This is a genomic window from Catellatospora coxensis, assembly GCF_016862635.1.
In the GTDB taxonomy this organism is placed as follows: domain Bacteria; phylum Actinomycetota; class Actinomycetes; order Mycobacteriales; family Micromonosporaceae; genus Catellatospora; species Catellatospora coxensis.
In genome coordinates this window covers 1-23,370 of the sequence record NZ_BONI01000075.1, presented here as the reverse complement: position 1 = coordinate 23,370, position 23,370 = coordinate 1, and the positions used below count along the sequence as shown (strand labels likewise).

Genomic DNA, 23,370 nt, shown 5'->3' with positions numbered 1-23,370 from the left:
ACCGCAGCGACTCGCGTCGCGCGGCTCCACGGACAGGAGAATCCTAGTGCCTACTTACAGTGACGGCATCCGCCCTCCGGGCCCGTGGCGTCGGTTGTTCGCCGGAGCCTGCGGCGTGCTCGTCGTCAGCTCCCTGGCAACCGGCCTGGCCGCAGCGCCCGCCGCGGCCGCCGCTCCGTACAACTACGGCGAGGCGCTGCAGAAGTCCCTGTTCTTCTACGAGGCGCAGGCCGCCGGACCCAAGCCGTCGTGGAACCGTGTCACCTGGCGCAGCAACTCCGCCATGAACGACGGATCCGACGTCGGCGTGAACCTCACCGGCGGCTGGTTCGACGCGGGCGACCACGTCAAGTTCGGCTTCCCGATGGCCGCCACGGCGACCATGCTGGCCTGGGGCGCGGTCGAGTACCGTGCCGCCTACTCGGCATCCGGGCAGCTCACCCCGCTGCTGAACAACCTGCGCTTCGTCAACGACTACTTCATCAAGGCGCACCCGTCGGCCAACGTGCTCTACGGGCAGGTCGGCAACGGCGGGGCGGACCACCAGTGGTGGGGCCCGGCCGAGGTGATGAAGATGGCGCGGCCCGCGTACAAGATCGATGCGAGTTGCGGCGGCACGGACCTGGCGGCGGAGACGGCGGCGGCGATGGCCGCGGCCTCGATGGTCTTCCGGCCCACCGACCCGACGTACGCGAACACCCTGGTCAGCCACGCCCGCCAGCTGTACACGTTCGCCGACACGGTGCGGAAGAAGTACAGCGAGTGCATCACCGACGCGAGCAGCTACTACAACTCGTGGAGCGGCTTCAACGACGAGCTGGTCTGGGGCGCGATCTGGCTGCACCGGGCCACCGGCGAGGCGGCCTACCTGAGCAAGGCCGAGTCCTACTACGCCAATCTGGGCACCGAGCCGCAGTCGAGCACGCACTCCTACAAGTGGACGCACGACTGGGACGACAAGACCTACGGCTCGTACGTGCTGCTGGCCAAGCTCACCGGCAAGCAGCAGTACATCGACGACGCCAACCGGTGGCTGGACTACTGGACCGTCGGCGTCAACGGCCAGCGCATCACGTACTCCCCCGGCGGTCAGGCCTGGCTGCAGCAGTGGGGCTCGCTGCGCTACTCGGCGAACACCGCCTGGGTCGCCTTCGTGTACTCGGACTGGATCAGCGACGCCACCCGCAAGGCGCGCTACCACGACTTCGCGGCCCGGCAGATCAACTACATCCTCGGCGACAACCCGAACAACCGCAGCTACGTCAACGGTTTCGGGAACAACCCGCCCCGTAACCCGCACCACCGCACCGCGCACGGCTCGTGGACCGACAGCCTGCAGAGCCCGGTGAACAACCGGCACGTGCTGTACGGCGCGCTGGTCGGCGGGCCCGGCTCGGCCAACGACGCGTACACCGACGACCGCGGCAACTTCCAGATGAACGAGGTCGCCACCGACTACAACGGCGGCTTCACCTCCGCGCTGGTGCGCATGTACAGCGAGTTCGGCGGCACGCCCCTGGCGAGCTTCCCGCCGGCGGAGACCCCCGACGACGCCGAGTTCTACGTCGAGTCCGGGCTGAACACCACCGGGACCACGTTCACCGAGGTCAAGGCGCTCGTCTACAACAAGTCGGCGTGGCCGGCGCGGGCTTTGAGCAACGGTTCGTTCCGGTACTACTTCACGCTCGACGGGGCGACCACACCGAGCCAGATCAGCACGTCGGTGGCGTACAGCCAGTGCTCGCCGCCGACCGGGCCGACCCAGCACAGCGGCAACGTGTACTACGTGACGATCTCGTGCGCGGGGCAGAACATCATCCCGGCCGGGCAGTCCGACTGGCGGCGCGAGGTCCAGTTCCGGATCACCAGCGCCGGGACCTGGGATGTCAGCAACGACTGGTCCTACCAGGCGACCCTGGCCCGCAACAGCAAGATCACGCTGTACGACGGCACCACGAAGGTCTGGGGCGACCCGCCCGGCGGCGGCACCCCGGACACCGTCGCGCCCAGCACCCCCGGCACTCCCGCCGCGTCCTCGATCACGGCCACCTCGGCCACGCTGAGCTGGACCGCGTCGACCGACACCGGCGGCAGCGGCCTCACCGGCTACCGCGTGTACCGCGAGGCGGGCGCGACCGACGTGCTCGTCGGGTCGCCGGCCACGAACACCTTCACGCTGACCGGCCTGACCGCGTCGACGTCGTACACCTACTTCGTCGTCGCCGTCGACGGCGCGGGCAACACCTCGACCGCCTCCTCCCCGGTCACCTTCAGCACCACCGCCCCGCCGAACGACACCACCGCGCCGACGCAGCCGGGCACGCCGGCGGCTTCCTCGATCACGCAGACCGGGGCGACGCTGAGCTGGACCGCCGCCACCGACACCGGCGGCAGCGGCCTGGCCGGTTACCGCGTGTACCGCGAAGCGGGCGCCACCGACGTGCTCGCCGGGTCACCGACCACCAACACGTTCACGCTCACCGGCCTGACCGCCTCGACGTCGTACACCTACTACGTCGTCGCCGTCGACGGCGCGGGCAACACCTCGACCGCCTCCTCGCCCGTCACGTTCGCCACCTCGGGCACCGGCGGCGGCGCGAGCTGCGACGTGGCATACCTGATCGAGAGCCAGTGGCCCGGCGGCTTCTCCGCCAAGGTCAGCATCAAGAACACCGGCACCACGGCGATCAACGGCTGGACGCTGACCTATTCCCTCCCCGCGTCGGGGCAGGCCGTCAGCAGCGGTCACAGCGCCAACTGGTCGCAGAGCGGCCTCAACGTCACCGCCACCAACCTCTCCTGGAACGCCACCGTGGCTCCGAACGCCTCGATCCAGATCGGTTACAACGGGGTCTGGACCACCGCCAACCCCGAACCCACCGCCTTCAAAGTCAACGGCGCCACCTGCACTGTCAGCTGAATCACGAGGGGCGCTTTCCACAACACAATGTGTTGTGGAAAGCGCCCCTTCCATCCTCATCGGACTTCTTCCGCCGGAGCACCGGGCCTAGGCTGGCGAAGCAGCGTGCCGGTGGCGGAAGGGGAGGTTCACGTGACGGCCGATCAATGCCTCACATCCGAGGTCCGCGATGTTCGGTGATCCGGAGCAGGCGCACCAGCGCATCGACGACTGGCAGGCGGCGATCGAAGCGCGCGCGGCCCGCGCCCGCGAGCTGGCGCAGCGGCAGGGCGAGCTGGCCGCCACCGTCTCGGTCGCCGAAGGGTCGGTGACCGCGACCGTCGACCACACGGGCCGGCTGACGACGCTGAAGCTCGACGACCGCGTCCGCGCCTGGTCGCTGGAGAAGCTGTCACGGACCGTCATCGAGGCCAACGACGCCGCCCGGTCGGCGCTGCGGGCCGAGCTGAGCCGCCTCATCGACGAGTCGGGACTGCGTGATGCGCCCTGACGACGGCGGTGCGCCGCTGCAGGCGCTGCCCGACCAGATCCGCGGCCACGGCCGGACAGTCGACCGCCTGGTCGAGCGCGTCGCCGAGACCCGCGCGGCGGCCGTCCGCGTCGGCTACGACACCGGCTCCTACGGGCTGCTCAACTCCTGGCTGCCGCGGCTGCTCGACGGCCTGGTCGACCGTGCCGTCGAGTGCGTCGACCAGACCTCCCGCACCATGGACACCATCGCCGACGGGCTGCGCACGGTCGCCGACAACTACGCCGCCACCGATGCCGCCGCCGACACCACCGTGCGGGGCGTGCGATGAACGAGCCCGGGGATTCGCTGGTCGCCGACCGGGTCGACAGCACGACCTGGTTCTCCGGGGTGGGCATCGCCGAGTCGCTGGACATGCTCATCGACGGCGTCGAGAACGGCTCCTGGATCGACGGCACCCTCGGCGGCGTGACCCTGGTCGTCGAAGGTGCCGCCTGGGCGCTCGACCCGTTCGGCATGCTGGTCACGGCCGGGTTCGGCTGGGTCGTGGAGCACGTCGAACCGCTGTCGTGGTGCCTGGACCAGCTCGCGGGCGACCCCGACCAGTTACGGGCGAACGCCCAGAGCTGGCGCAACATCGCCGCCGAACACCAGCGGATCGCCGACGGATACGGCCGCGGCACGGTCGCCGACATGCCCGACTGGACGGGTGAGGCCGCGGCGGCGTACGCCACGCACGCCCAGCGCAGCATGGAGATGCTGTTCGCGCTCTCCAAGATCGGCGAGTGCATGGCCGTCATCGTCGAGGCGTCCAGCTCGCTGGTCGAGGCGGTGCGCACCATCGTGCGGGACCTGATCGGCGAGTGCATCGCCACGCTGCTGGCCCGGCTGCCGATCTGGACCGCCGAGGAGGTGTTCACCTTCGGCCTGGCCACCCCGGTGGTCGCCGCGCAGGTCAGCACCGTGGTCGCCCGCTGGGCGGCGAAGATCGCCCGGATCATGAAGGCGCTGGTCCGCAGCCTCGGCAACCTCATTCCGGTGATCAAGCAGGTCGACACCGGCATGGGCACCTTCATCGTGTTCGCCAAGCGGCAGCAGCCCGAGCTGCCCGGCCGCGGCGGCCGGGGCGTGACGCCGACCGGCGACCTCGGCGGCCTCACCCGCCCGCCCGACCCGGCGAGCCAGGCCGGTGACGTGGGCCTGCTCGCCGACAAGATCGCCGAGCACGCCGGGCAGCGCAGCATCCCCGGCGTCGAGGACGCCGACCTGGCCGGCCACCTGGAGGACGTCATGCGGGCGAACCCGGGCCACCGGGTGCGGGACACCCCGAACGGCACACCCCGCTACGTGTGGTGGGACGCCGACACCGGCACGATCATCATCAGAGAGGGCGACCGGGGCACGTTCATGCAGCCCGACAACGGTTACGCCTATTACCTGCAGCAGCTCAACGAGTGAACGGGCACCGGCATATGGCAGTGAACTGGGCCGATGACGCACCGGCGACGGAAGCCGCCTGGACGCGGCTCACCCCCGCGGAGCGTACGTCGATCGAGCGGGTGGACGCCGAGCGGCTGGAGCGCGAGCGTGCGGGCATGGCGGCCCGGTTCGCCGCCGCCCTGACAGAGCCGAAGTACGCGGTCCGCAACCGGTTCCGGCTCTGGGAGCACCTGATCCGCCGGCTGGAGCAGGACCGGCTCGACGACGGCTACCTGATCGACCTCTACTTCAACGACCTGGCCAACCGCGACACGCTCGGCACGGTCCTGGACGCGCAGCCGGGGCTGGCGACGGGTGAGCTGGGCTCGCTGCTGGCCGAGCTCGACCGCAGGTTCGAGGCGGTGACCGAGTTCGACGGCGGCGCGGAGCGGCGACGGTGGACCTCCCGCTTCGAGTCCGAACAGCTCAGCCCGCGCTGGTCCCGCCGCCCGCGCCGCATCCCCTGGGAGCACTGAGAAAGGAGGGGCCTGCTGCGACACGATGCGTCGCAGCGGGCCCCTCCCCGCGCCGGACCACCCGAGAGCAGGCAGTGGCGACGCCGTCGGACATGCTCAGATCCGGCCCACCCCGGCACCGGCGGCGACCTTCGCCGGAACGGTGGCGGCGTCGTCGAGCTGGTAGCCGTAGAGGCCTCCCGGCTCGGTGACGCTGCCGTTGGCTTCGCAGGGGCCCGAATTGACGAACGCGTTGGCGCGCTGGACCAGCCGGCCCGGAGCGCTGTCGGCGTAGCCGTTCGTCGAGTAGCACGGGAACGCCACGTTCTCGAAGTAGTTGCCCTCCACCACCACTCCCGCGTTCTCCGTGGACGCCACGCCGTACAGGCCGACGTTGCGGTAGTGGTTGTTGTACACGTGCACCGGCTCGCCGAAGCGGACCCGCGGATGCCGCTGGTTCGACCCGTCGAACAGGTTGTGGTGGTAGGTCACCTTCAGGCGCCCGATGTCGTCGGGGAACGTGTCGGAGTGCCCGAGCAGCATGGACTTGTCGGTGCCGTGGAAGACGTTCCAGGACACCGTGACGAAGGTCGACTGCCGCTTGACGTCCACCGAGCCGTCGAAGCCCGGCCAGAACTCGTTGTGGTCGATCCACACGTGGTGTGAGGCGTTGTGCACGCTGACCGAGTCGTCGGACGCGTCGCGGAAGGTGAGGTTGCGGACGATGACGTTGTTGCCGGGCCGGGTGGTCGAGCCCATCTGCAGCCCGCCGCCCGTGATCTCGGCGGTGGAGCCGACGCCGATGATGCTCTTGTTCGCCACCACGGTGATCATGCCGCTGACGGAGATCCGGCCGGAGACCAGGATGACGAAAGGCTCCGCCCGTCCCGCGTAGTCGGCCAGTTGCGCCGCGCTGGTGACGGTGACGGTCTGGCCGCCCGCGCCGCCGTACGTGCCGTTCTGCCCGAGGGCGTTGACGGAGGCGTAGCCGTCCGCCTGGCCGGGTGGGGGCAGGGGCGGCGGGCTGGTGCTCGGCGTCGGGGAGGCCGGCGGCGAGGCGGGCGAGGACGGCGACGGGTCGGGGCCGCTGCCCGTGACGACCTGGACGTCGTCGAAGGCGGCGCTGGCGTACGAGCCGAGCAGCCCGATCCGCCCGGTGGCGAAGGAGCCGTCGGTGGCGGTCACGAGCTGGGCGCCGTCGACGGAGCCGCGCAGCGTGCTCCCGGTGACCTGCAGCGCGAGCGTGTGCCACGCGCCCGGGGTCACCGTAGTGGCCGCCTGGGCGAGCACGGTCACCCCGCCGCCGCTGGTGCGGCGCAGCTCGGCGCGGCCCGCGCCGACGAGCACGAGTGAGTAGAAGCTGGACGTGCTCGACGCGCGGGCGGCGATCCCGGCCGCGCGGGTGCTGTTGCCGAACGCGATCGGCTTGACCCGTGCCGAGACCGTGTAGTCGGTCCAGGTCGCGGTGCCGGACAGGGACTTCGCGTCGGCGCTGGTGCTGCTCTGGCGGTAGGCGCGGGAGCCGTCGGTGACCACCGACCAGCTGCCGCCCGAGCTGCTCCAGCCGGTGGCGTTGCCGTCCTCGAAGTCGTCGCTGAACAGGGTGGCCGCGGACGCGGCGGTGGTGAGGCCGACCGCCAGGGCGAGGGCGGCGGCGATGGTGCCGGCGAGCAGTGCGGTGCGCCGGCGGTGCGGGATCGTCATCTCTCCTCCGGATCGGGGTTCGGTGCGGGCGGATCGCGTGCGGGAGCCGGTCGTCCGGCGGCGCGCTCGCGGTCCGCCCGCGGCAAGCTGGTCTGTCTGTGCAGCTCGAACACGGTGCGGAGTTAGGAAGGGCACCTTCTACAACGCGGAGCGTTGTGAAGGTGCCCTTCCTTTCATCAGATCTTTCCGGTGCCGGCGCCGGCCGTCACGATGGCCTTGACGTCGGCGGGGTTGTCGAGGGTGTAGCCGTAGTAGGCGCTGGGCTCCTCGACGGTGCCGGAGCAGTCGGGGGCGCCGGGCTCGTTGCCGGTGTAGACGTTGTTGCGGGCCACGCAGCGACCGCCCGGACCGGCGTAGCTGTTCGTGACGGGCTCCTCGACGCTCTCGAAGTAGTTGCCCTCGACCACGCAGCCGGCGTCGGTCTGGCAGGCGACGCCGACGTCGGTGTTGTGGAAGTAGTAGTTGTTGTAGATGTGCACCGGCTCGCCGTAGCGCACCCGCGGGTTGCGCTGCGGGGTCCCGTCGAACCAGTTGTGGTGGTAGCTGACCTTCAGCCGGCCGGTGTCCTGCACGTCGTCGGCGTCGTCGCGGCCCAGCAGCATGTTCTTGCTGTGGTCGTGGGTGTGGTTCCACGAGATGGTCACGTACGACGACCCGCGCTTGACGTCGATCAGACCGTCGTAACCCTGGGCGAGGTCGTTGTGGTCGAGCCAGATGTGGTGCGAGAACATCTGGACGTTGATCGAGTCGTCGCTGGCGTTGCGGAACACCATGTTGCGGATGATCACGTTCTGCACCGCGTTCGCGGGCGGGGAGGTGATCGCGTCGTCGATCGGCAGGCCGATGTTGAAGCCGCCGCCGGAGATGCCGGAGTTCGCGCCGACCCCGATGATCGACTTGTGCGAGCTGACGTTGTACATGCCCGCCGGTACCGTGATCAGGCCCTGGACGCAGATGTTGAGCGGGCCGGTCTGCGCGATCGCCGCGATCAGCTCGGCGGCGGTGTCGACCTCGATGGTCGCGCCGCCCGCGCCGCCGGTGGTGCCGTTGCGGCCCCAGGCGTTGACGGCCGCGAAGCCGACCGGGCTGCCGCCGGTGTTGCAGGTGCCGGGCGGCGGCGGGGAGCTGCTCGGCGAGGGCGACGGCGGTTGCCCCGACCCGGACGGGCTGGGCTGCCCCGGACCGGCCGTGTCGGTGACGGTGACGTCGTCGAACGAGGCGCTGGCGTACGACGCCATCAGGCCGACCTTGCCCGACGTGAACGTGCCGTCGGTGGCCGTGGCCACCTGGGTTCCGTTGACGTATCCGGTCAGGCCCGAGCCGAACGCGTCCAGCCGCAGCGTGTACCAGGTGCCGGGCGAGACCGCGACGGTCGCGGTGGCCAGGGTGGTGACGCCGCCGCCGGACACGCGGCGCAGCTGCGCCGTGCCGGAGCCGGTCAGCACCAGCGAGTAGTAGTTGGACAGGCTCTGCAGCCGGGCGGCCACGCCGACCGAGCGGGTGCTGCTGCCGAAGGCGATCGGCTTGACCCGGGCCGACACGGACTGGCCGGTCCAGGTCGAGCCGGCCTGTGCCTTGGCGTCGGCCCCGGTGCTGGTCTGGCGGTACACCTGGCTGCCGTCGGAAACCACCGACCAGCTGCCACCGGACTTGGACCAGCCGGTGGAGTTGCCGTCTTCGAAATCGTCCGAGAACAGCGTCGCCGCGTACGCGGTCCCGCCGAACTGGGTGGCCCCGAGCGCCACGACGAGGGCCGTGAGGCCCGCGCCGAACGCCGCGGCCAGCCTGCGCCGCCGTGGAGCCGCGCGCATGGAGATGGACATGAGCGGTACCTCCTTGGGAGGAACCGCACCCGGTGGTCCGGCACGGGTGTGCCGGAGGGCGCCACCAGGGTGCGGGAGCTCTGTTGCCGCGGGCGGACCTAGCCGTCGCGGCTTACGGTGCCCGGCGGCCGGGCAGGGTCCGGCCGCCGGGCGCCGGGTCAGCGGGCGCCGAGCTTTCCGGCGCCGGAGAGCAGCGTGGCCAGCGGCACCGCCCAGCCGGGCAGCGGCTGGTACGCGCGCAGCGTGGGCGTCCAGCCGGCGTCGGAGCCGAAGTCCGGGTCATGGGCCGTGTTGTACGCCGCGAGCAGGTCCAGCGGCCCCGGACGGCCGGTGCCGACCCGGCCGAAGCTGCCGCGCTCGGTGACGGCGGTGCCCTTCCAGTCCTTCAGCACTCGGTCGGCGGTGATGCCGTCGGTCAGCGTGAAGTGGTTGTTCTCCAGGTACACCGCGGACTGGATGCCCAGGCCGACGCTGTAGTCGTAGAACTCGGCGATGCGGAACGTGTTGTTGTACACGTCCACCTGCCCGAACCGCACGCGCGGCGCGCGCTGGCCGACCCCGTCGAACACGTTGTGCCGCAGGGTGACCCGCAGCTTGCCGACGTCCGGGCCGACCGTGTCGGACGAGCCGATCAGCATGGTCTTGTCGTGGTCGGTGAACACGTTCGCCGACACGGTGACCAGGTCGGAGGTGTGCGTGATGTCGCACGCGCCGTCGTGCACCTGCCACGGGCGGCCGAAGTACACCGGCTGGTTCGAGTCCGGGTTGTCGCCGTCGCTGAAGGTGTTGTGGTCGATCCACACGTTCGTCGAGCGGCGCACCGAGACCAGGTCGTACTCGGAGTTCCAGTTGCCCTCGGCGCCGTCGGTGGGCCGCCAGCGCGGGAAGCAGTCGGCGGCGTCCTCGAAGTTCAGGTTGCGGACGATCACGTTGTTGCCGCCGTCGATCATCAGGGTGAGGTGGCGCAGGGTGGCGCCGCCCAGGCCGAGGATCGTGGTGTTCGGGCCGACCCTGAGTTCGGTGCGGGCCCGCTGGTTGGCCACCGAGCGCACCCGGGCCTGCTCGATCGGCCCGCTCGGGTCGGTGGCGCGGCCCCAGACCGCCGGGTCGTACGCGGCGAGGTAGCTCTCCAGCGTGTAACCCGGGTCGGCGAGGTCCGCGCAGGTCAGCGCCGTGCCGTCGGCGGTCTTCAGTCCGTCGATGACGCCCTCCACGAAGACGATCTTCGGCTCCGCGCCGGTCAGCGCCGCGGCCAGCTCGTCCCGGTTGCGCACCGTGAACACGTGCGCGTCGTCGGCGGCCGAGCCGCCCGTGGTGCCGGCGCCGGAGGCGGCCCAGCCGTCGTTGGCCGCGAGCGGCTGGCGGGCGAGCTGCTGCGCCCACCAGCCGGGGCCGCTGGGGTCACCGGTCGCCACCGCGGGCGACGCGCCCGTCAGCAGCAACAGGACGCCGAGGGCGGATCCGGCGACGGCCCGCCGGACCCGGCGACCGACCACATTGTCTTGCCTTCGCATCGCGCTCTCCATTATGTGTCCGACGTGTTACTTATCAGGCAACATAAGAAGAGACGACAGTGAAGTCAATGGATGATGAATGCAGCTTTGTTGCAGCCTTTATTGCACAGTATTCCCTGTTCCAGCTACCGGAATAGCTGGAACCAGCGACTATTCAGATCGACCTTGCCGCGCCTGTTCAATCGTTTGCAGTCCCGTCCGGAACAGTTGCACCCCACGTCGTGGAAAGCTCGTTCATCAGGGCCCCCTCGGTGGCGCAGCGGCGCAGCACGTCGTTCACGCCGACCAGTGTCCGGTGCCCGTCCTCGACGGCCAGCGCCTCCGGCGCGACCTGGTAGGGCGGTGCCGCCGCGCGCAACTGCTCGATGACCGTGGTGAACGAGGCGGTCCGGGCCAGCCCGGACAGCAGCGGCGTGCCCGACGCGCGGAACGCCAGCAGGTTCTCCAGCAGCGTCGACCGGCCCGCCACCAGCTGCGCCGCCGGTTCGCCGGGCAGGCGCAGCCGGTCCTCGCGGAAGGTCAGCTCGGCGGAGCCGCGGTCGCCGTACACGGTGAGTTCACCGTCCACGAAGTCCTCCCCCGCCAGCGTCACCGCGACCAGCACGCGTACCCCGCCCGCCAGGGTGATGCGCAGCGTGGCGGTGTCCTCGACCTCGATCGGGCGCACCTTCAGCCAGTCGACCTCGACCCGGATCACCGGCGTGTCCAGCACCGCCAGCGCCTGCATCACCGCGTGCGCGAACGGGTTGGCCAGCGCGCCGTCCAACGACGGCCGGCCGTTCACGGTGCGCCGCCCCGACCAGGGCGAACGTGCCCAGTAGGCGTCGTCGCGCCGCCAGCAGCCGAGCACCGAGATCTGCCGTACCGTGCCCAGCCCGCCCGTCGCGACCGCCTCGCGCAGCCGGACCAGCGCCGGTGAGGCCAGCGACTGGAAGCCGACCTGCACCACCCGGCCGGTCGCGTCCTGCTCGGCGAGCAGCGCGTCGTGCTCAGCCCTGTCGAGCACGGGCGGCTTCTCCAGCAGCACGTCCGCGCCGGCGTGCAGCGCGTCGCGGGTCAGCGCCAGGTGCGTGTGCGGCGGCGTGCACACGATGACCACCTCGGGCTTGGTCTCGGCGAGCAGCGCCAGGTGATCGGCGTAGACCGGCACCCCGTCCGGCGGGTCCGTCACCGGCTGCGTGTCGGCGAGCGCGACCAGCCGGACCAGCCCCCGCCGCTCGTGCTCGGCGAGCTGCTCCCGGTGGTGCAGCCCGTGCCCGTTGGCCCCGATCAGCGCCACCGACGTGGCTGTCATGCCGTCCTCCTTCGAGTGGCCGTCCGGGCGGCCCGGTCCCCACGCTGCGCACGGCCCGCGGGACGGACCCGTGGGCGATGCCCGCGCCGGACCGGCCGGGAGATCGCGAAGACCGGGCACGCCATCACCGCACCGCCGTCCGGACCACGTCGGCCGCGCCGTGGGCGGCCAGCGCCGTACGCCATGCCTCGATCATGAGGCGGTGGGCCGGGTTCGGCACCTCCAGCACGCCGCCGGGGCCGAACAGGGCTTCGGTGCTGAGGTCCGCGCGGACCTCGGCCGCGCGCGGGTCGTCCAGTGGCAGGGCCTGGCCGGCGTCGCCGGTGCCCTCGGCGAAGCGGGCCCAGGCGGCGACGATAAGCGTGGCCAGGGCGGGATCGGGGACCGTGTTCAGCACCGACAGCACCCGCTGGGTCAGCTTCTGGGTGCCGTCCATGGCGACCTGGAGGCAGCGGTGGCCGAGCCGGGCGTTGGCGAAGCGCTCCAGTGCCGCGTCGCCGTAGTCGACGACCGTCACCCCGTCGGGAGGCGTCATCGAGGCCCCGACCTCGGTGGCGATGTAGCGGCGGAGCAGGTCGGTCATGCCGGGCAGGGCCAGCGCGTCGGCGATGCTCTCGCAGCCGGCCAGTGCGCCCAGGTATGCCAGCGCGCTGTGCACGCCGTTGAGGCCGCGCAGTTTGAGGTGCTCCCAGGGGGTGACGTCGCCGGTGAGCACCGCGCCCGCCGCCGCCCAGTCGGGATGCGCTCCGGCGAAGGAGTCCTCGATGACCCACTGGTGGAACGGCTCCCCGGCCACCGCGGCCAGGTCCCGGGCCCCGAGGCAGCGCTCGGCGGCGGCCAGGGTGGCGGCCGTGGTGGCGGGCACGATCCGGTCCACCATGCTCGACGGGCAGCGCACCGAGCTGGAGAACCAGTCACGCTGCGCGTCGGGGATCATCCTGGCCAGCAGGTTGCCCAGCACGACGCCGTTCGACGGGAGGTTGTCGCAGCTGAGCACGGTGATCGGGCCGCTGTCCGCGCGGGCGCGGGCGACCAGGCCGTCGATCAGCAGGCGCGGCACCGCCGCGTCCGGGGCGTACGCCTTCTCGGTCACCGTCAGCGTCACCACCCGGATCGCCGGGTCGGCCAGCTGCGCCACCACGGCCTCCGGGTCGCTCGCGGCGTGCACCGTGCCGGTCAGCGCGCCCAGCACGCGGGTGCGCTCGGCCGACGCGTCGAGCGTCACGATGCTGTACAGGTGGTCCTGCGCCCGCAGCGCCTCCAGCACGTCCCGCGAGCGCGGCGCGACCGCCACGATGCCCCAGTCGCCGCCGCGCGCGGCCATCGCCGCCTCGATGTAAACGGCCTGGTGAGCACGGAAGAACGCGCCCAGGCCCAGGTGCAGCACGCCGGCCTTCGCCTCGCCGGGCCGCACCGCCGGGCGGCATTCGGCGGGCAGCCGGGACAGTGTGGCCCGGCCCAGCCTGGTCGCGGGGACCGTCATCGCCATGTCGGGCCGTCCGGGAACGAGAACTCGGCGATCGACTCCGGCTTGAAGGTGACCGAGTAGCCGGGCTTGCTCGGCAGCCGGTAACGGCCGTCGACCACGGTGATCGGGTCCTCGAAGTGCTCGTGCAGGTGCGCGACGTACTCCACCATGCGCCCGTCGAGCGAGCGCCCGAGCCGCAGGTAGTCGAAGACCGACAGGTGCTGGACGTACTCGCACAGCCCGACGCCGCCCGCGTGCGGGCACACCGGCACGCCGAACTTCGCCGCCATCAGCAGGATCGACAGCACCTCGTTGACGCCGCCGACCCGGCACGCGTCGATCTGGCAGACCTGGATCGCGTCGGCCTGCATGAGCTGCTTGAAGATGACCCGGTTCGCGGCGACCTCACCGGTCGCGACCCGGATCGGGCGCACCGCCCGGGACACGGCCGCGTGGCCGAGCACGTCGTCGGCGTGCGTCGGCTCCTCGATCCAGTACGGGTTCACCTCGGCCAGCACCGCCATGTTGGCGATCGCCTCGTCGACGTCCCAGACCTGGTTCGCGTCCATCATCAGCAGCGCGTCGGGGCCGATCTCCTCGCGGATCAGCCGGGCACGGCGGATGTCGTCCTCGATCGGCCCGCCGACCTTCATCTTCATCGCCCGCCACCCCTGGGCGTACGCCGCCCGCGTCAGCTCGCGCACCTGCTCGTCGGGGTAGCCCAGCCAGCCCACCGACGTGGTGTACGACGGGAAGCCGTCGCGCTCCAGCACGGCCAGCCGCTCGGCGTACCCGTCGTCGACCCGCAGCAGCTCCAGCGCCTCCTCGCGGGTGATCGCGTCGGTGATGTGGTGGAAGTCGACGCTGTTCACCAGCTCCTCGGCCGGCATCTCGGCCAGCAGCCGCCACATCGGCTTGCCCTCCGCCTTGGCCCGCAGGTCCCACACCGCGTTGACCAGGGCGCCGGTCGCCATGTGGATGACGCCCTTCTCCGGGCCCAGCCAGCGCAGCTGCACGTCGGCGCTCAGCGAGCGCCAGAACGCCACCGGCTCGGCGAAGATCTCCTCCAGCGTCCTGCCGACGACGTGGTGGGACAGCGCCTCGATCGCCGCGCAGGCGATCTCGTTGCCTCGCCCGTTGGTGAAGGTGAAGCCCGCGCCGAACAGGCCGGACTCGGTGTGCAGCTCGACGTACGCGGCGCTGTAGTCCCCGCGGTTGATCGCGTCCGAGCCGTCGCCCGCGGCGGCGGTCGGGAAGCGTACGTCGTGCACCTTGGCGTCGATGATTTTCATGACTGTCCTACTCGGAAGATCTTCTTGGGCAGGTGGTATGCCAGGTCGGCGATGGTCTCGGCGGCCTCGTCGAGGCCCAGGCGGTGCTCGGCGACCAGGCGCGCGAGCCAGCCCGCGTCCACCCGGCGGGCCACGTCGTGGCGCACCGGGATGGAGCAGTAGGCACGGGTGTCGTCGACGAACCCGGCCGTGTTGTAGAAGCCCGCGGTCTCGGTGACCGCCTCCCGCCAGCGGCGCAGCGCCTCCGGCGCGTCGAGGAACCACCACGGCGCGCCGACGAACATCGCCGGGTAGCCGCCGGCCAGCGGGGCCAGCTCGCGGGTGAAGGTGTACTCGTCCAGCGTGTAGACGACGACCCGGAACCTCGGGTCGTGCCCGAACTCGTCCAGCAGCGGGCGCAGCGCGTTGGTGTACTCGGTGGCCACCGGGATGTCCCCGCCCACGTCGCGCCCGTGCGTGCGGAACAGCGCCGCGTTGTGGTTGCGCGACGAACCCGGGTGCAGCTGCATGACCAGCCCGTCGTCGACCGACATCCGGGCGAACTCGATCAGCATGTGCGCCCGGAACGCCTCGGCCTCCGCGGGGGTGGCGGGCGGCCCGGGGATGATCGGCGTGCCGTCGGGCGTCGCCGCCAACCCGTCGTGCAGGGCACGCTCGAACAGCAGCTTGGCCTCGTCGGCGGTCAGGCCGCCGGTGGCCGCGGTCGGGTGCCCGTGGTCGGAGCAGGTCGCCCCCGCGGCGATGAAGTCCAGCCGCCGCTGCGCCAGCGCGGCCAGGAAACCTTCGTAGGTGGTGGTGTCGTGGCCGGTCATGTCGCCGAGCTTCGCCACCCGCGCGGCCCAGCCGGGCCAGTCCATGTCCACCAGGTCGTCCGGGCGGAACGTGGTGATCACGCGCCCGCCGGGGCCGCCCCAGCCGTCCGCGGCCAGCTTGGCATGGCGGGACAGGTCGTCCAGCGGCGACTCGGTGGTGGCCAGCACCTCCAGGTTGAACTTGCCGAACAGCGCCCGGGGCCGGTATTCCGGCTGCTCCAGGCGCGCGGCCAGCTCGTCGTACACCCGGTCGGCGGTCGACGGCCCGAACGGGGTCTCGATGTCGAACACGGTCTTGAACGTCTGCTCCAGCCACAGCCGCGACGGCGTGCCCCGGAACAGGTGCCAGTGCTGGGCGAACGTGCGCCAGATGACCCGCGGATCGGTCTCCACCGGGCCGCCGTCGATGCGCGGCACGCCCAGCCGGTCGGGCGTGACGCCCTGGCTGAGCAGCATGCGCGTCACGTAGTGGTCGGGCACGATGATGAGCCGGGCCGGGTCCGGGAACGGCGCGTCCTCGGCCAGGATGCCGGGGTCGACGTGGCCGTGCGGGCTGATCAGCGGCAGGTTCCGCGCATGCGTGTAGAGCTCCCGGGCGATCGCCCGGGTGCGCGCCTCCGCCGGGAACAGCAGGTCGTCCACGTGGTCACTCCCATTCCGAGATGTCGAGCAGTTCCGCCACGTCCACGCTGCGCCCGGAGGCGATCGACGCGTTCGCGGCCAGGCCGGTCAGCAGCGAGCGCGCGCCGTCGAGCGCCGTCGCGGACCGGTGCAGCGGGTCGGCGTCGCCGCCGAAGAGCACCCCGGTCATGCGTACGTCCGCGCCGCCGTGGCCCTGCCGGTCGTACGCCGCCACCGGCACCTCGACCGGCGGCTCCCAGTACCGGCGCAGCCGCAGCGAGACGCTGCCGGACTCGGCGGCCGCCTCGACGCCGTGCAGCGCGGCCGAGTGGCCCTTGACCGCGCCGGCCACCCCGGGCGCGACGTGGTCGGACTCGACGATGTCCAGCTCCAGGCGGCCCCGGCTGCCGTTGAAGGCGATCCGGTAACCCTCCCAGGGCGAGTACGCCGTGAGGTGGTACGACATGGTCGCGCCGCTGGCATAGCGGACCAGGACCGCCATGTCGTCCTCGATGTCGGTGCCGGGCGCGAACACGTTCACGTCCCGGTGGTACCCGTCGTGGGACTCGGCATCCAGGTAGAGCTCGGCCAGGTTCGGGTTGTCGGCCAGGTGCAGCGCGAACGGGTCACCCTGGGCGGCCTGCGCGCCGTGGGCGCGGGCGTAGTCGCGGGCGTAGCCGTGGCGGGCGCCGTTCTCGCCGTACAGGAACAGCCGGCCCTCGGCGGTGACCCGCACCGGCGTGCTGTTCAGCCACCAGTTGACCAGGTCGAAATGGTGGGTGGCCTTGTGCACCAGCAGGCCGCCGGAGTTGGCCCGGTCGCGGTGCCAGCGGCGGAAGTAGTCCGCGCCGTGGCGCACGTCGAGCAGCCACTCGAAGTGCACCGAGCCGATCTCGCCGATCGCGCCCTCGGCCAGCAGCGTCTTGACCTGCTCGTGCACCGGGTGGAAGCGGTAGTTGAAGGCGACCCCGACCTTGCCGTCGTTGCGCCGCACCGCCTCCAGGATGCGCCGGCACTTGGGCACGTCCACGGTCATCGGCTTCTCCGTCACCACGGAGCACCCCGCGTCCAGCGCCGCGACGATGTACTCGTCGTGCGTGGCGTCGACGCTGCACACCACGAGGGTGTCGACGCGTTCCTTCCGCAGCATCGCCGGCACGTCGCCGGCGTCGTAGGCCGTGGCGGGCGGGGCGCCCGCCGCCTGCAGGCGGCGCTGCTGGGCGGCGATCCGGGCGGGGTTGACGTCGGCGAGTGCGACGAGTTCGCCGTGCCTGGTGAGGGCCTGGGCGAACATCTGCGCTCGAGCCCCGGTCCCCACGATCGCGTACCGCGTGGTCATCCGGCCTCCTGGGCCTCATGCGACTACAAACGTTTGCAGCAGAACTAACCATCGCGGTCCTATCGCGTCAATGGCTGGCCCAGAATCCGCCTTGATTGTCCGGAATTTTCCGGCTACCGGCACCGCCAAGGTCCACTGTCGAAACCAGATCGACATCTTCGACCGTTGACACGGTCGCAACCGTTTGCATTAATGGGTCACCACCGTGATAGCCGTCTCAGGATCGCGTGTACACAAAGGAGTGCAGGTGCCGGCCACTATCCGCGATGTCGCCAAGGCCAGTGGCGTGCACGTCTCCACCGTGTCCCGCGCGTTCAGCGCACCGCAGTTGGTGAACGCCGAGACCCGGGCACACGTGCTCGCCGCGGCGGAGGAGCTGGGCTACCGGCCCAACCGCGCCGCCCGCGCGCTGATCACCGGGCGCACGCACAACATCGGGCTGATCGTGGCGGACATCGCCAACCCGTTCTTCCCGCCGCTCATCAAGGCGGCGGAGAGCCACGCCCGGGGCCGCGACTACCACGTCTTCGTCGCCGACACCAACGAGGACGCCGGTGTCGAGGAGGAGCTGGTGCTCGCGCTCGCCAAGCAGGTCGACGGGGTGCTGCTGTGCAGCCCTCGCATGAGCAACACACAGATCGAGCAGCTGTCCCGCGAGGTCCCGCTGGTCGTGGTCAACAGGCCGGTCCCCGGCCTGCCCGCGGTCGTGATGGACGTCGCGCAGGGCGCCCGGCTCGCGGTCGAGCACCTGGTGAGCCTGGGCCACCGCGAGATCGCCCTGCTGGGCGGCCCGCGCGGGTCCTGGACCAACCGCGAGATCCGCCGCGCGGCCACCCTCGCCGCCCGCACCGCCGGGGCCGAACTGGTGGTCCTCGGACCCAACGCGCCCACCGAGGAGAGCGGGTCGGCCCAGGCCGAGGCCGTGCTGCGGGCCGGCGTCAGCGCCGTGCTCGCGTACAACGACCTCATGGCCGTCGGCCTGATCGACGCGCTCGACCACCGCGGGGTCAAGGTGCCGGACCAGATCAGCGTCGTCGGGATAGACGACACCGCGCTGAGCCGCCGCACCCGCCCCATGTTGACGACGGTGGCCACCCCCACGGCGGCCGCCGGACGGGCGGCCGTCGACATGCTGCTCCAGCATGGCGACGACCGCCGCACCACCGCACTGGTAACGCTCCAGACCGAGTTGGTCATCCGCGACTCGTCAGGCCCGGGCCCGCATCGCACTGCGGGCCCGGGCAGGCGGCAGCAACCGCCCGTTGACGGTGTCGCTTCCGAGAGCAGGGAGTGAAAGCTATGCACCCAGCGACACCCGCGCCGGCCGACGAGCCGACGCAGCACCACGGTAGCCTGCCGGCGGGTGGCTTGAATCGCCGCCATCTGCTGCGTCTACTCGCCGGAACGGCCATCGCCGTGCCCGCGGCCGGCCTGCTGGCCGCCTGCGGCGGCGAGGAGGAGCCCGCGGTCGACCCGAACGCCCCGGTCACCGTCGCCTTCTTCTGGTGGGGCGGCGAGGCCCGCGCCAAGCTGACCGAGGAGGCGCTGAAGCTCTACACGAGCAAGCACCCCAACGTCACGATCACGCCCACCTGGCAGGCGTTCACCGGCTACTACGACAAGCTGGCCACCATCTCCGCCGGCGGCAACGCGCCGGACATCTTCCAGATCGACGACAACGGCCTGGCCGAGTACGCCGGCCGCAACGTCACCCTGGACCTGTCCAAGTACACGGCGAACAAGAAGATCGACGTGTCCAAGCACCCCGAGAGCCTCACCAAGTACGGGCAGCTCGGCGGCAAGCAGGTGGCCATCGCCACCGGCGAGAACACCCCGGCGATCATCTACGACAAGACGAAGCTGACCGAGCTGGGCATCGAGGTGCCGCAGATCGGCTGGACGTACGACCAGATGATCACCTGGGGCGCCGGCGTCACCACCAAGGCGGGCGGCAAGTACTGGGGCCTGATGGACCCGAGCTCGGACTACAAGGCGCTGTGGCTGTGGCTGCGCGCCCAGGGCAAGGAGTTCTACGACGGCCCCAAGATCGCCTTCAGCGAGGCGGACCTGGTCGCGTGGTTCCAGCTGTGGGTGGACGCCCGGACCAAGGGCGCGACCCCGCCCGCCGACGTCTGCCACGAGGCCGTCACCGGCAGCGTCGCCACCCAGCTCGTGGTCACCAAGAAGGCCGCCGTGTCCTTCATGTGGTCCAACCAGCTCTCCGAGATGCAGAAGGCCACGAAGAACGACCTCGGCATGACGGCGTACCCGGGTGACCCGAAGGGCCAGTGGGCGCGCGCGTCGACGTACTGGGCGGCCTCGCGCACTACCAAGGCTCCCGACGTGGTGGCCGACATCATCAACTTCCTGGTCAACGACGTGGAGGCCGGCAAGATCCTGGGCGTGGACCGGGGCCTGCCGAACAACCTCGACGTGCGCAAGGCCGTCTCCGACGCGCTGACCGACCAGAAGATGAAGGACACCGTCGCCTTCGAGAACGAGATCACGCCGAAGTTCGGCCCGGCCCCCGCGCCGCCGCCGAAGGGCCACAGCGGCCTGCGCAACACGCTGCGCGACATCGCCGAGACCGTTTCCTACGGCAAGGCGACCCCCGAGGCCGCGGCCAAGCAGTTCTTCACCGAGGCCGCCGCCGCTCTGGCGTGACCTGACGCTGGTGGGACTCCTCCCCCGGCGGCCCGTGGTACAGGCGGGCCGCCGGGATCACCCACCGGCGGACACGGGCCCGGCCCGGCCGATCCCGAGCCGGGGCCGGGCCCGTTCCATTTCCGCAGTTCGCAGATCTCGTTCCTGGAAGGGGACCGCGCGTGGCACTCACCACGGCCTCCCGACCGGCCCTCCCGGTCCCGGCGGCAACGCCGCCGCCGGCGCGCGGCCGGCGCAAGAAGAACTACGCCGCCCGCCGCTCCGAGGGCCTGGCGGGCTACGTCTTCCTCTCCCCGTGGCTGATCGGCCTGATGGCGATCACCGCGTTCCCGATGCTGCTCTCGCTCTACCTCAGCTTCACCAACTACGACGTGCTGTCGAGCTGGGAGTTCGTGGAGTGGGTCGGCTTCGACAACTACGAGAAGATCTTCACCCTCGACCCGACCTTCTGGCAGTCGGTGCGGGTCACCCTCACCTTCGGCCTGATCGCGATCCCGCTGAAGCTGGTCGCCTCGCTCGGCGTGGCCCTGCTGCTCAACCGGGAACGCCGCGGTGTCGGCCTGTTCCGCAGCATGTTCTACCTGCCGTCGCTGCTCGGCGGCTCGGTCGCGCTGGCCCTGGTCTGGGTCGCCATGTTCAACGGCGAGGGCGCGTTCAACGCCGGCCTGAGCATCTTCGGCATCGAGGGCAAGAACTGGATCAACGACCCGGACTGGGCGCTGGCCACCCTGATGGTGCTCACCATCTGGCAGTTCGGCGCACCGATGGTCATCTTCCTGGCGGGCCTCAAGCAGGTGCCCACCGAGCTCTACGAGGCCGCGCAGGTCGACGGGGCCAGCAAGTACAAGCAGTTCTTCCACATCACGCTGCCGATGCTGTCGCCGGTCATCTTCTTCAACCTGCTGCTGGAGACCATCAACGGCTTCCAGGGCTTCACCTCGGCGTTCGTCATCAGCAACGGCACCGGCGGTCCGCTGGGCGCGACCAAGCTCTACACCCTGCACATCTACGACAAGGCCTTCACCGACTTCGAGATGGGCTACGCCAGCGCGCTGGCCTGGATCTTCCTGGCGGCGATCGGCCTGATCACGATCGTCTTCTTCAGCACCGGCAAGTTCTGGGTGCACTACTCGGACGGAGAGAACTGATGGCCCGCGTACGTGGCTGGGTGCGGGTGCTGGCCCTGCTCGGCGTGCTGGCGATCGTGCTCTACCCGCTGATCTGGGTGCTGGGCTCGTCGCTGAAGTCGCCCACCGAGGTGACCAGCAACCTCTCCGTCTGGCCCGAGGAACTGACCTGGTCGAACTACTCCGACGGCTGGAGCTACATCCCCGGCGTCAGCTTCGCCCGGTTCTTCGGCAACAGCCTGCTGATCTCGCTGGCCACGGTCGTGGCGAACGCGGCGTCCTGCCTGGTCACCGCGTACGCCTTCGCCCGGCTGCGGTTCTGGGGACGCAAGGGCTACTTCGCCCTCATGATCGCGACGCTGCTGCTGCCCGGCCACGTCCTGATCGTCCCGCAGTACGTGCTGTTCAGCGAATTCGGGTGGATCGACACCCCGCTGCCGCTGATCCTGCCGAAGCTGCTGGCCACCGAGGCGTTCTTCATCTTCCTCATGGTCCAGTTCATGCGGGGCATCCCCCGCGAACTCGACGACGCCGCCAAGATCGACGGTTGTGACCCGTACCGCACGTTCTGGCACGTCATCCTCCCGCTGTCGCGGCCTGCCCTGATCACGACGGCGATCTTCTCCTTCATCTGGACCTGGAACGACTTCTTCACCCAGCTGGTCTACCTGCCCAGCGTGCCCAGCTACACCGTGCCGGTGGCGCTGCGCCTGTTCATCGACTCCAGCGGCCAGACCTCCATCGGCCCGATGCTGGCCATGTCGGTACTCTCCCTGCTTCCGGTGTTCCTGTTCTTCCTGGGCTTCCAGCGCTTCCTGGTCCAGGGCATCAACACCAGCGGACTGAAGGGCTGAGACATGACGGCGACGACCACCACGGACTGGCGCGACACCCTGCGTGACGCCGCCGACCTCGCCCTGGTCGGCATCGTGGTGACCGTCGCGGCGGTGCCGGTCGTGACGACCGGCGCCGCCCTCGCCGTCGGCGCCGAGGCCGTGCACCTGCGCTTCACCGACGGCCACTGGCCCGGCCCGCGCGACCTGCTCCGCTCCTTCGGCCGCCGGCTGCTGCCCGGCGCGCTGGCCACGATCGTCCTGCTGGGCGCGCTGCTGCTGCTCACCCTCAACATCTTCTGGCTGAACCAGGGCCTGGTCCCCGGCGGCGGCGTGCTGCTGGCCGTGACGGCCATCGCGGCGGTGGCCCTGCTCGGCCTGGCCGCCCTGGCCCTCCCCTTCCTGGGCCGCGGGTACACCTACCGCCGCGCCCTGCGCACCGCACTCTCCCGCCCGACCCTGATAGTCACCTGCGCGGGCGTCATCGGCATCGCCTTCCTCCTCGGCTCGGTCCTCCCGGTCACCGCCCCGCTCCTGGTCGGCTACCTCCTCTTCGCCCTCCACACCATCACCCGCCGCGTTCCCACCACCTGACGCGGCCATCCCGCAGTTTCCCCGAAACCGCAGCGGTCAAAGTCGGGGCGAGTCGGTGGCGACGGATCTCCTGTGGCTCAGTGGCGGGAGCGCCGCGCGTGGCGTCGCATTCCGTCGACCTTCGCCGCGAACTCCTTCGGCCGAAGCATCGGCGTGCCACGCCATGGCGACATGCTGGTGAGGTCCGTGTCCTCGGAGACGATCAGGAGAGCACCGACCTCGGCCGCCAGGTCGAGGATCCGGTTGTCCTCCCAGTCGGCGCAGTCCGACACCGTCTGCGGCGGGTCGACCACGCCACCGCCGCTGTGCTCCGCTGTCTGTACAAGCACTGACAGGAACAGTTCGACCTGCTCCGGTGCCCACTTGAAGCCCTCGGTGAGCACCCTGGCCGCGTTGCGCAGCAGGTGCGGCGACAGCCACAACCCGAACTCCTGGGCGTCCACGACGATGCCCATGCAGTCCGCGTATGGGTTGCCGGACGTGGGAGGGGGCGACGGCCAGGACCGGAACGGGCTGTTGCCGCCGGCAGCCGCGCCCACCAGGACGTTGACGTCGAAGACGACGTACACCGGGGTGATCACTCGCGGTCCTTCAGCACCCGCCTGGTGATCTCGGCGACGTCCTCGACGCCGAGGTTCTGCTCGGCCAGTCGCTGCTGTCCGTAGGCCTGCAGTTCGCGCCACTGCTCGGCGAGCTTGACCGACTCCATGATCTTCAAAGTCGCGCGCAGGTATGCCGAACGGTTGCCGTTCCCGAAATACCGAACCAGCTCGTCGAGCTTCTCCCGGTCCTCGTCCGCCACCGCGAACCCGACTGTCGTCGTGCCCATCGCCTCACCTCGCTCTTGATACCTCGAACGATACCAGGCTATGCACCTGCGTTGCATTCGAGAAGCGCCTCAGCTGCACCGGCAGGCAAGAGCACATGCAACGTGATGTGGCGGGCGCCTCGGGCGCCCGCCA

The 23,370-nt window shown here is 70.8% G+C and carries 20 protein-coding genes; 10 read left to right on the top strand and 10 right to left on the bottom strand.

Annotated features, from left to right (window positions below; translation table 11 throughout):
* Positions 1–46 precede the first annotated feature (46 nt).
* The 5 genes from Cco03nite_RS32930 (at position 47) to Cco03nite_RS32910 (ending at position 5,344) form a co-directional block, all read left to right on the top strand.
* Positions 47–2,920: a glycoside hydrolase family 9 protein gene (locus tag Cco03nite_RS32930; RefSeq protein WP_373314385.1), complete on the top strand. Its 2,874-nt coding sequence runs from the start codon at positions 47–49 to the stop codon at positions 2,918–2,920.
* Positions 2,921–3,089: 169 nt separating this feature from the next.
* Positions 3,090–3,410 carry a YbaB/EbfC family nucleoid-associated protein gene (locus Cco03nite_RS32925; protein ID WP_203697471.1) on the top strand — a complete coding sequence of 107 codons (321 nt, stop codon included), beginning with the start codon at positions 3,090–3,092 and terminating at the stop codon, positions 3,408–3,410.
* Positions 3,400–3,720: a type VII secretion target gene (locus Cco03nite_RS32920; RefSeq protein ID WP_203697469.1), complete on the top strand. Its 321-nt coding sequence runs from the start codon at positions 3,400–3,402 to the stop codon at positions 3,718–3,720. The genes Cco03nite_RS32925 and Cco03nite_RS32920 overlap by 11 nt, the downstream gene beginning before the upstream one ends.
* Complete coding sequence (locus Cco03nite_RS32915; protein WP_203697467.1) at positions 3,717–4,847, top strand: hypothetical protein; 1,131 nt, start codon at positions 3,717–3,719, stop codon at positions 4,845–4,847. The genes Cco03nite_RS32920 and Cco03nite_RS32915 overlap by 4 nt, the downstream gene beginning before the upstream one ends.
* 20 nt (positions 4,848–4,867) lie before the next feature.
* Positions 4,868–5,344, top strand: coding sequence for a hypothetical protein (locus Cco03nite_RS32910; protein ID WP_203697465.1), 477 nt, complete (start codon positions 4,868–4,870; stop codon positions 5,342–5,344).
* Positions 5,345–5,440: 96 nt separating this feature from the next.
* On the opposite strand, the gene Cco03nite_RS32905 is transcribed toward Cco03nite_RS32910, so the two are convergent.
* From Cco03nite_RS32905 to Cco03nite_RS32870, 8 genes are all read right to left on the bottom strand, one after another.
* A complete protein-coding gene (locus Cco03nite_RS32905) occupies positions 5,441–7,027 on the bottom strand; it encodes a pectate lyase family protein (RefSeq protein ID WP_203697463.1) in 1,587 nt (528 codons plus the stop codon).
* Between the two features lie 176 nt (positions 7,028–7,203).
* Positions 7,204–8,850, bottom strand: a complete 1,647-nt coding sequence (locus Cco03nite_RS32900; RefSeq protein WP_239167854.1) for a pectate lyase family protein — start codon at positions 8,848–8,850, stop codon at positions 7,204–7,206.
* Positions 8,851–9,008: 158 nt separating this feature from the next.
* The gene (locus Cco03nite_RS32895) at positions 9,009–10,364 is read right to left on the bottom strand and encodes a pectate lyase family protein (protein ID WP_203697461.1); all 1,356 of its coding nucleotides are present in this window, start codon (positions 10,362–10,364) and stop codon (positions 9,009–9,011) included.
* A gap of 178 nt (positions 10,365–10,542) precedes the next feature.
* On the bottom strand, positions 10,543–11,658 hold the full coding sequence (locus tag Cco03nite_RS32890; RefSeq protein WP_203697459.1) for a Gfo/Idh/MocA family protein: 1,116 nt from the start codon (positions 11,656–11,658) through the stop codon (positions 10,543–10,545).
* A 124-nt stretch (positions 11,659–11,782) separates the two neighbouring features.
* The gene (locus Cco03nite_RS32885) at positions 11,783–13,147 is read right to left on the bottom strand and encodes a mannitol dehydrogenase family protein (RefSeq protein WP_203697457.1); all 1,365 of its coding nucleotides are present in this window, start codon (positions 13,145–13,147) and stop codon (positions 11,783–11,785) included.
* Complete coding sequence (locus tag Cco03nite_RS32880) at positions 13,138–14,418, bottom strand: enolase C-terminal domain-like protein (RefSeq protein ID WP_203697455.1); 1,281 nt, start codon at positions 14,416–14,418, stop codon at positions 13,138–13,140. The genes Cco03nite_RS32885 and Cco03nite_RS32880 overlap by 10 nt, the downstream gene beginning before the upstream one ends.
* Positions 14,415–15,872 (bottom strand): glucuronate isomerase, encoded by a 1,458-nt coding sequence (gene uxaC, locus Cco03nite_RS32875; protein WP_203697453.1) that lies wholly within the window; start codon positions 15,870–15,872, stop codon positions 14,415–14,417. The genes Cco03nite_RS32880 and uxaC overlap by 4 nt, the downstream gene beginning before the upstream one ends.
* A 4-nt stretch (positions 15,873–15,876) precedes the next feature.
* Positions 15,877–17,190 (bottom strand): Gfo/Idh/MocA family protein, encoded by a 1,314-nt coding sequence (locus Cco03nite_RS32870; RefSeq protein ID WP_203697446.1) that lies wholly within the window; start codon positions 17,188–17,190, stop codon positions 15,877–15,879.
* A gap of 247 nt (positions 17,191–17,437) precedes the next feature.
* Here Cco03nite_RS32870 and Cco03nite_RS32865 point away from each other — a divergent pair, with 247 nt between their 5' ends.
* The 5 genes from Cco03nite_RS32865 to Cco03nite_RS32845 all read left to right on the top strand — a co-directional run bounded on the left by Cco03nite_RS32865 (position 17,438) and on the right by Cco03nite_RS32845 (position 22,408).
* Positions 17,438–18,484, top strand: coding sequence for a LacI family DNA-binding transcriptional regulator (locus Cco03nite_RS32865; RefSeq protein ID WP_203697444.1), 1,047 nt, complete (start codon positions 17,438–17,440; stop codon positions 18,482–18,484).
* A gap of 74 nt (positions 18,485–18,558) precedes the next feature.
* The gene (locus Cco03nite_RS32860) at positions 18,559–19,854 is read left to right on the top strand and encodes an ABC transporter substrate-binding protein (protein WP_239167853.1); all 1,296 of its coding nucleotides are present in this window, start codon (positions 18,559–18,561) and stop codon (positions 19,852–19,854) included.
* A gap of 161 nt (positions 19,855–20,015) precedes the next feature.
* Positions 20,016–21,002: a carbohydrate ABC transporter permease gene (locus tag Cco03nite_RS32855; protein WP_373314384.1), complete on the top strand. Its 987-nt coding sequence runs from the start codon at positions 20,016–20,018 to the stop codon at positions 21,000–21,002.
* Positions 21,002–21,835 carry a carbohydrate ABC transporter permease gene (locus Cco03nite_RS32850; protein ID WP_203697440.1) on the top strand — a complete coding sequence of 278 codons (834 nt, stop codon included), beginning with the start codon at positions 21,002–21,004 and terminating at the stop codon, positions 21,833–21,835. The genes Cco03nite_RS32855 and Cco03nite_RS32850 overlap by 1 nt, the downstream gene beginning before the upstream one ends.
* A gap of 3 nt (positions 21,836–21,838) precedes the next feature.
* Positions 21,839–22,408 carry a hypothetical protein gene (locus tag Cco03nite_RS32845; protein WP_203697438.1) on the top strand — a complete coding sequence of 190 codons (570 nt, stop codon included), beginning with the start codon at positions 21,839–21,841 and terminating at the stop codon, positions 22,406–22,408.
* A gap of 77 nt (positions 22,409–22,485) precedes the next feature.
* On the opposite strand, the gene Cco03nite_RS32840 is transcribed toward Cco03nite_RS32845, so the two are convergent.
* The gene (locus Cco03nite_RS32840; RefSeq protein WP_203697436.1) at positions 22,486–22,989 is read right to left on the bottom strand and encodes a PIN domain-containing protein; all 504 of its coding nucleotides are present in this window, start codon (positions 22,987–22,989) and stop codon (positions 22,486–22,488) included.
* Positions 22,986–23,237 (bottom strand): hypothetical protein, encoded by a 252-nt coding sequence (locus tag Cco03nite_RS32835; protein ID WP_203697434.1) that lies wholly within the window; start codon positions 23,235–23,237, stop codon positions 22,986–22,988. Before Cco03nite_RS32835 ends, Cco03nite_RS32840 begins: the two co-directional genes overlap by 4 nt.
* Positions 23,238–23,370: the final 133 nt, after the last annotated feature.

Bases quoted from the DNA above. Each gene is read 5' to 3' on its own strand.
- Cco03nite_RS32925 (WP_203697471.1), top strand. From the start codon at position 3,090: ATGTTCGGTGATCCGGAGCAGGCGCACCAGCGCATCGACGACTGGCAG.
- Cco03nite_RS32920 (WP_203697469.1), top strand. From the start codon at position 3,400: ATGCGCCCTGACGACGGCGGTGCGCCGCTGCAGGCGCTGCCCGACCAG.
- Cco03nite_RS32915 (WP_203697467.1), top strand. From the start codon at position 3,717: ATGAACGAGCCCGGGGATTCGCTGGTCGCCGACCGGGTCGACAGCACG.
- Cco03nite_RS32905 (WP_203697463.1), bottom strand. From the start codon at position 7,027: ATGACGATCCCGCACCGCCGGCGCACCGCACTGCTCGCCGGCACCATC.
- Cco03nite_RS32900 (WP_239167854.1), bottom strand. From the start codon at position 8,850: ATGTCCATCTCCATGCGCGCGGCTCCACGGCGGCGCAGGCTGGCCGCG.
- Cco03nite_RS32895 (WP_203697461.1), bottom strand. From the start codon at position 10,364: ATGCGAAGGCAAGACAATGTGGTCGGTCGCCGGGTCCGGCGGGCCGTC.
- Cco03nite_RS32890 (WP_203697459.1), bottom strand. From the start codon at position 11,658: ATGACAGCCACGTCGGTGGCGCTGATCGGGGCCAACGGGCACGGGCTG.
- Cco03nite_RS32885 (WP_203697457.1), bottom strand. From the start codon at position 13,147: ATGGCGATGACGGTCCCCGCGACCAGGCTGGGCCGGGCCACACTGTCC.
- Cco03nite_RS32880 (WP_203697455.1), bottom strand. From the start codon at position 14,418: ATGAAAATCATCGACGCCAAGGTGCACGACGTACGCTTCCCGACCGCC.
- Cco03nite_RS32870 (WP_203697446.1), bottom strand. From the start codon at position 17,190: ATGACCACGCGGTACGCGATCGTGGGGACCGGGGCTCGAGCGCAGATG.
- Cco03nite_RS32850 (WP_203697440.1), top strand. From the start codon at position 21,002: ATGGCCCGCGTACGTGGCTGGGTGCGGGTGCTGGCCCTGCTCGGCGTG.
- Cco03nite_RS32845 (WP_203697438.1), top strand. From the start codon at position 21,839: ATGACGGCGACGACCACCACGGACTGGCGCGACACCCTGCGTGACGCC.
- Cco03nite_RS32835 (WP_203697434.1), bottom strand. From the start codon at position 23,237: ATGGGCACGACGACAGTCGGGTTCGCGGTGGCGGACGAGGACCGGGAG.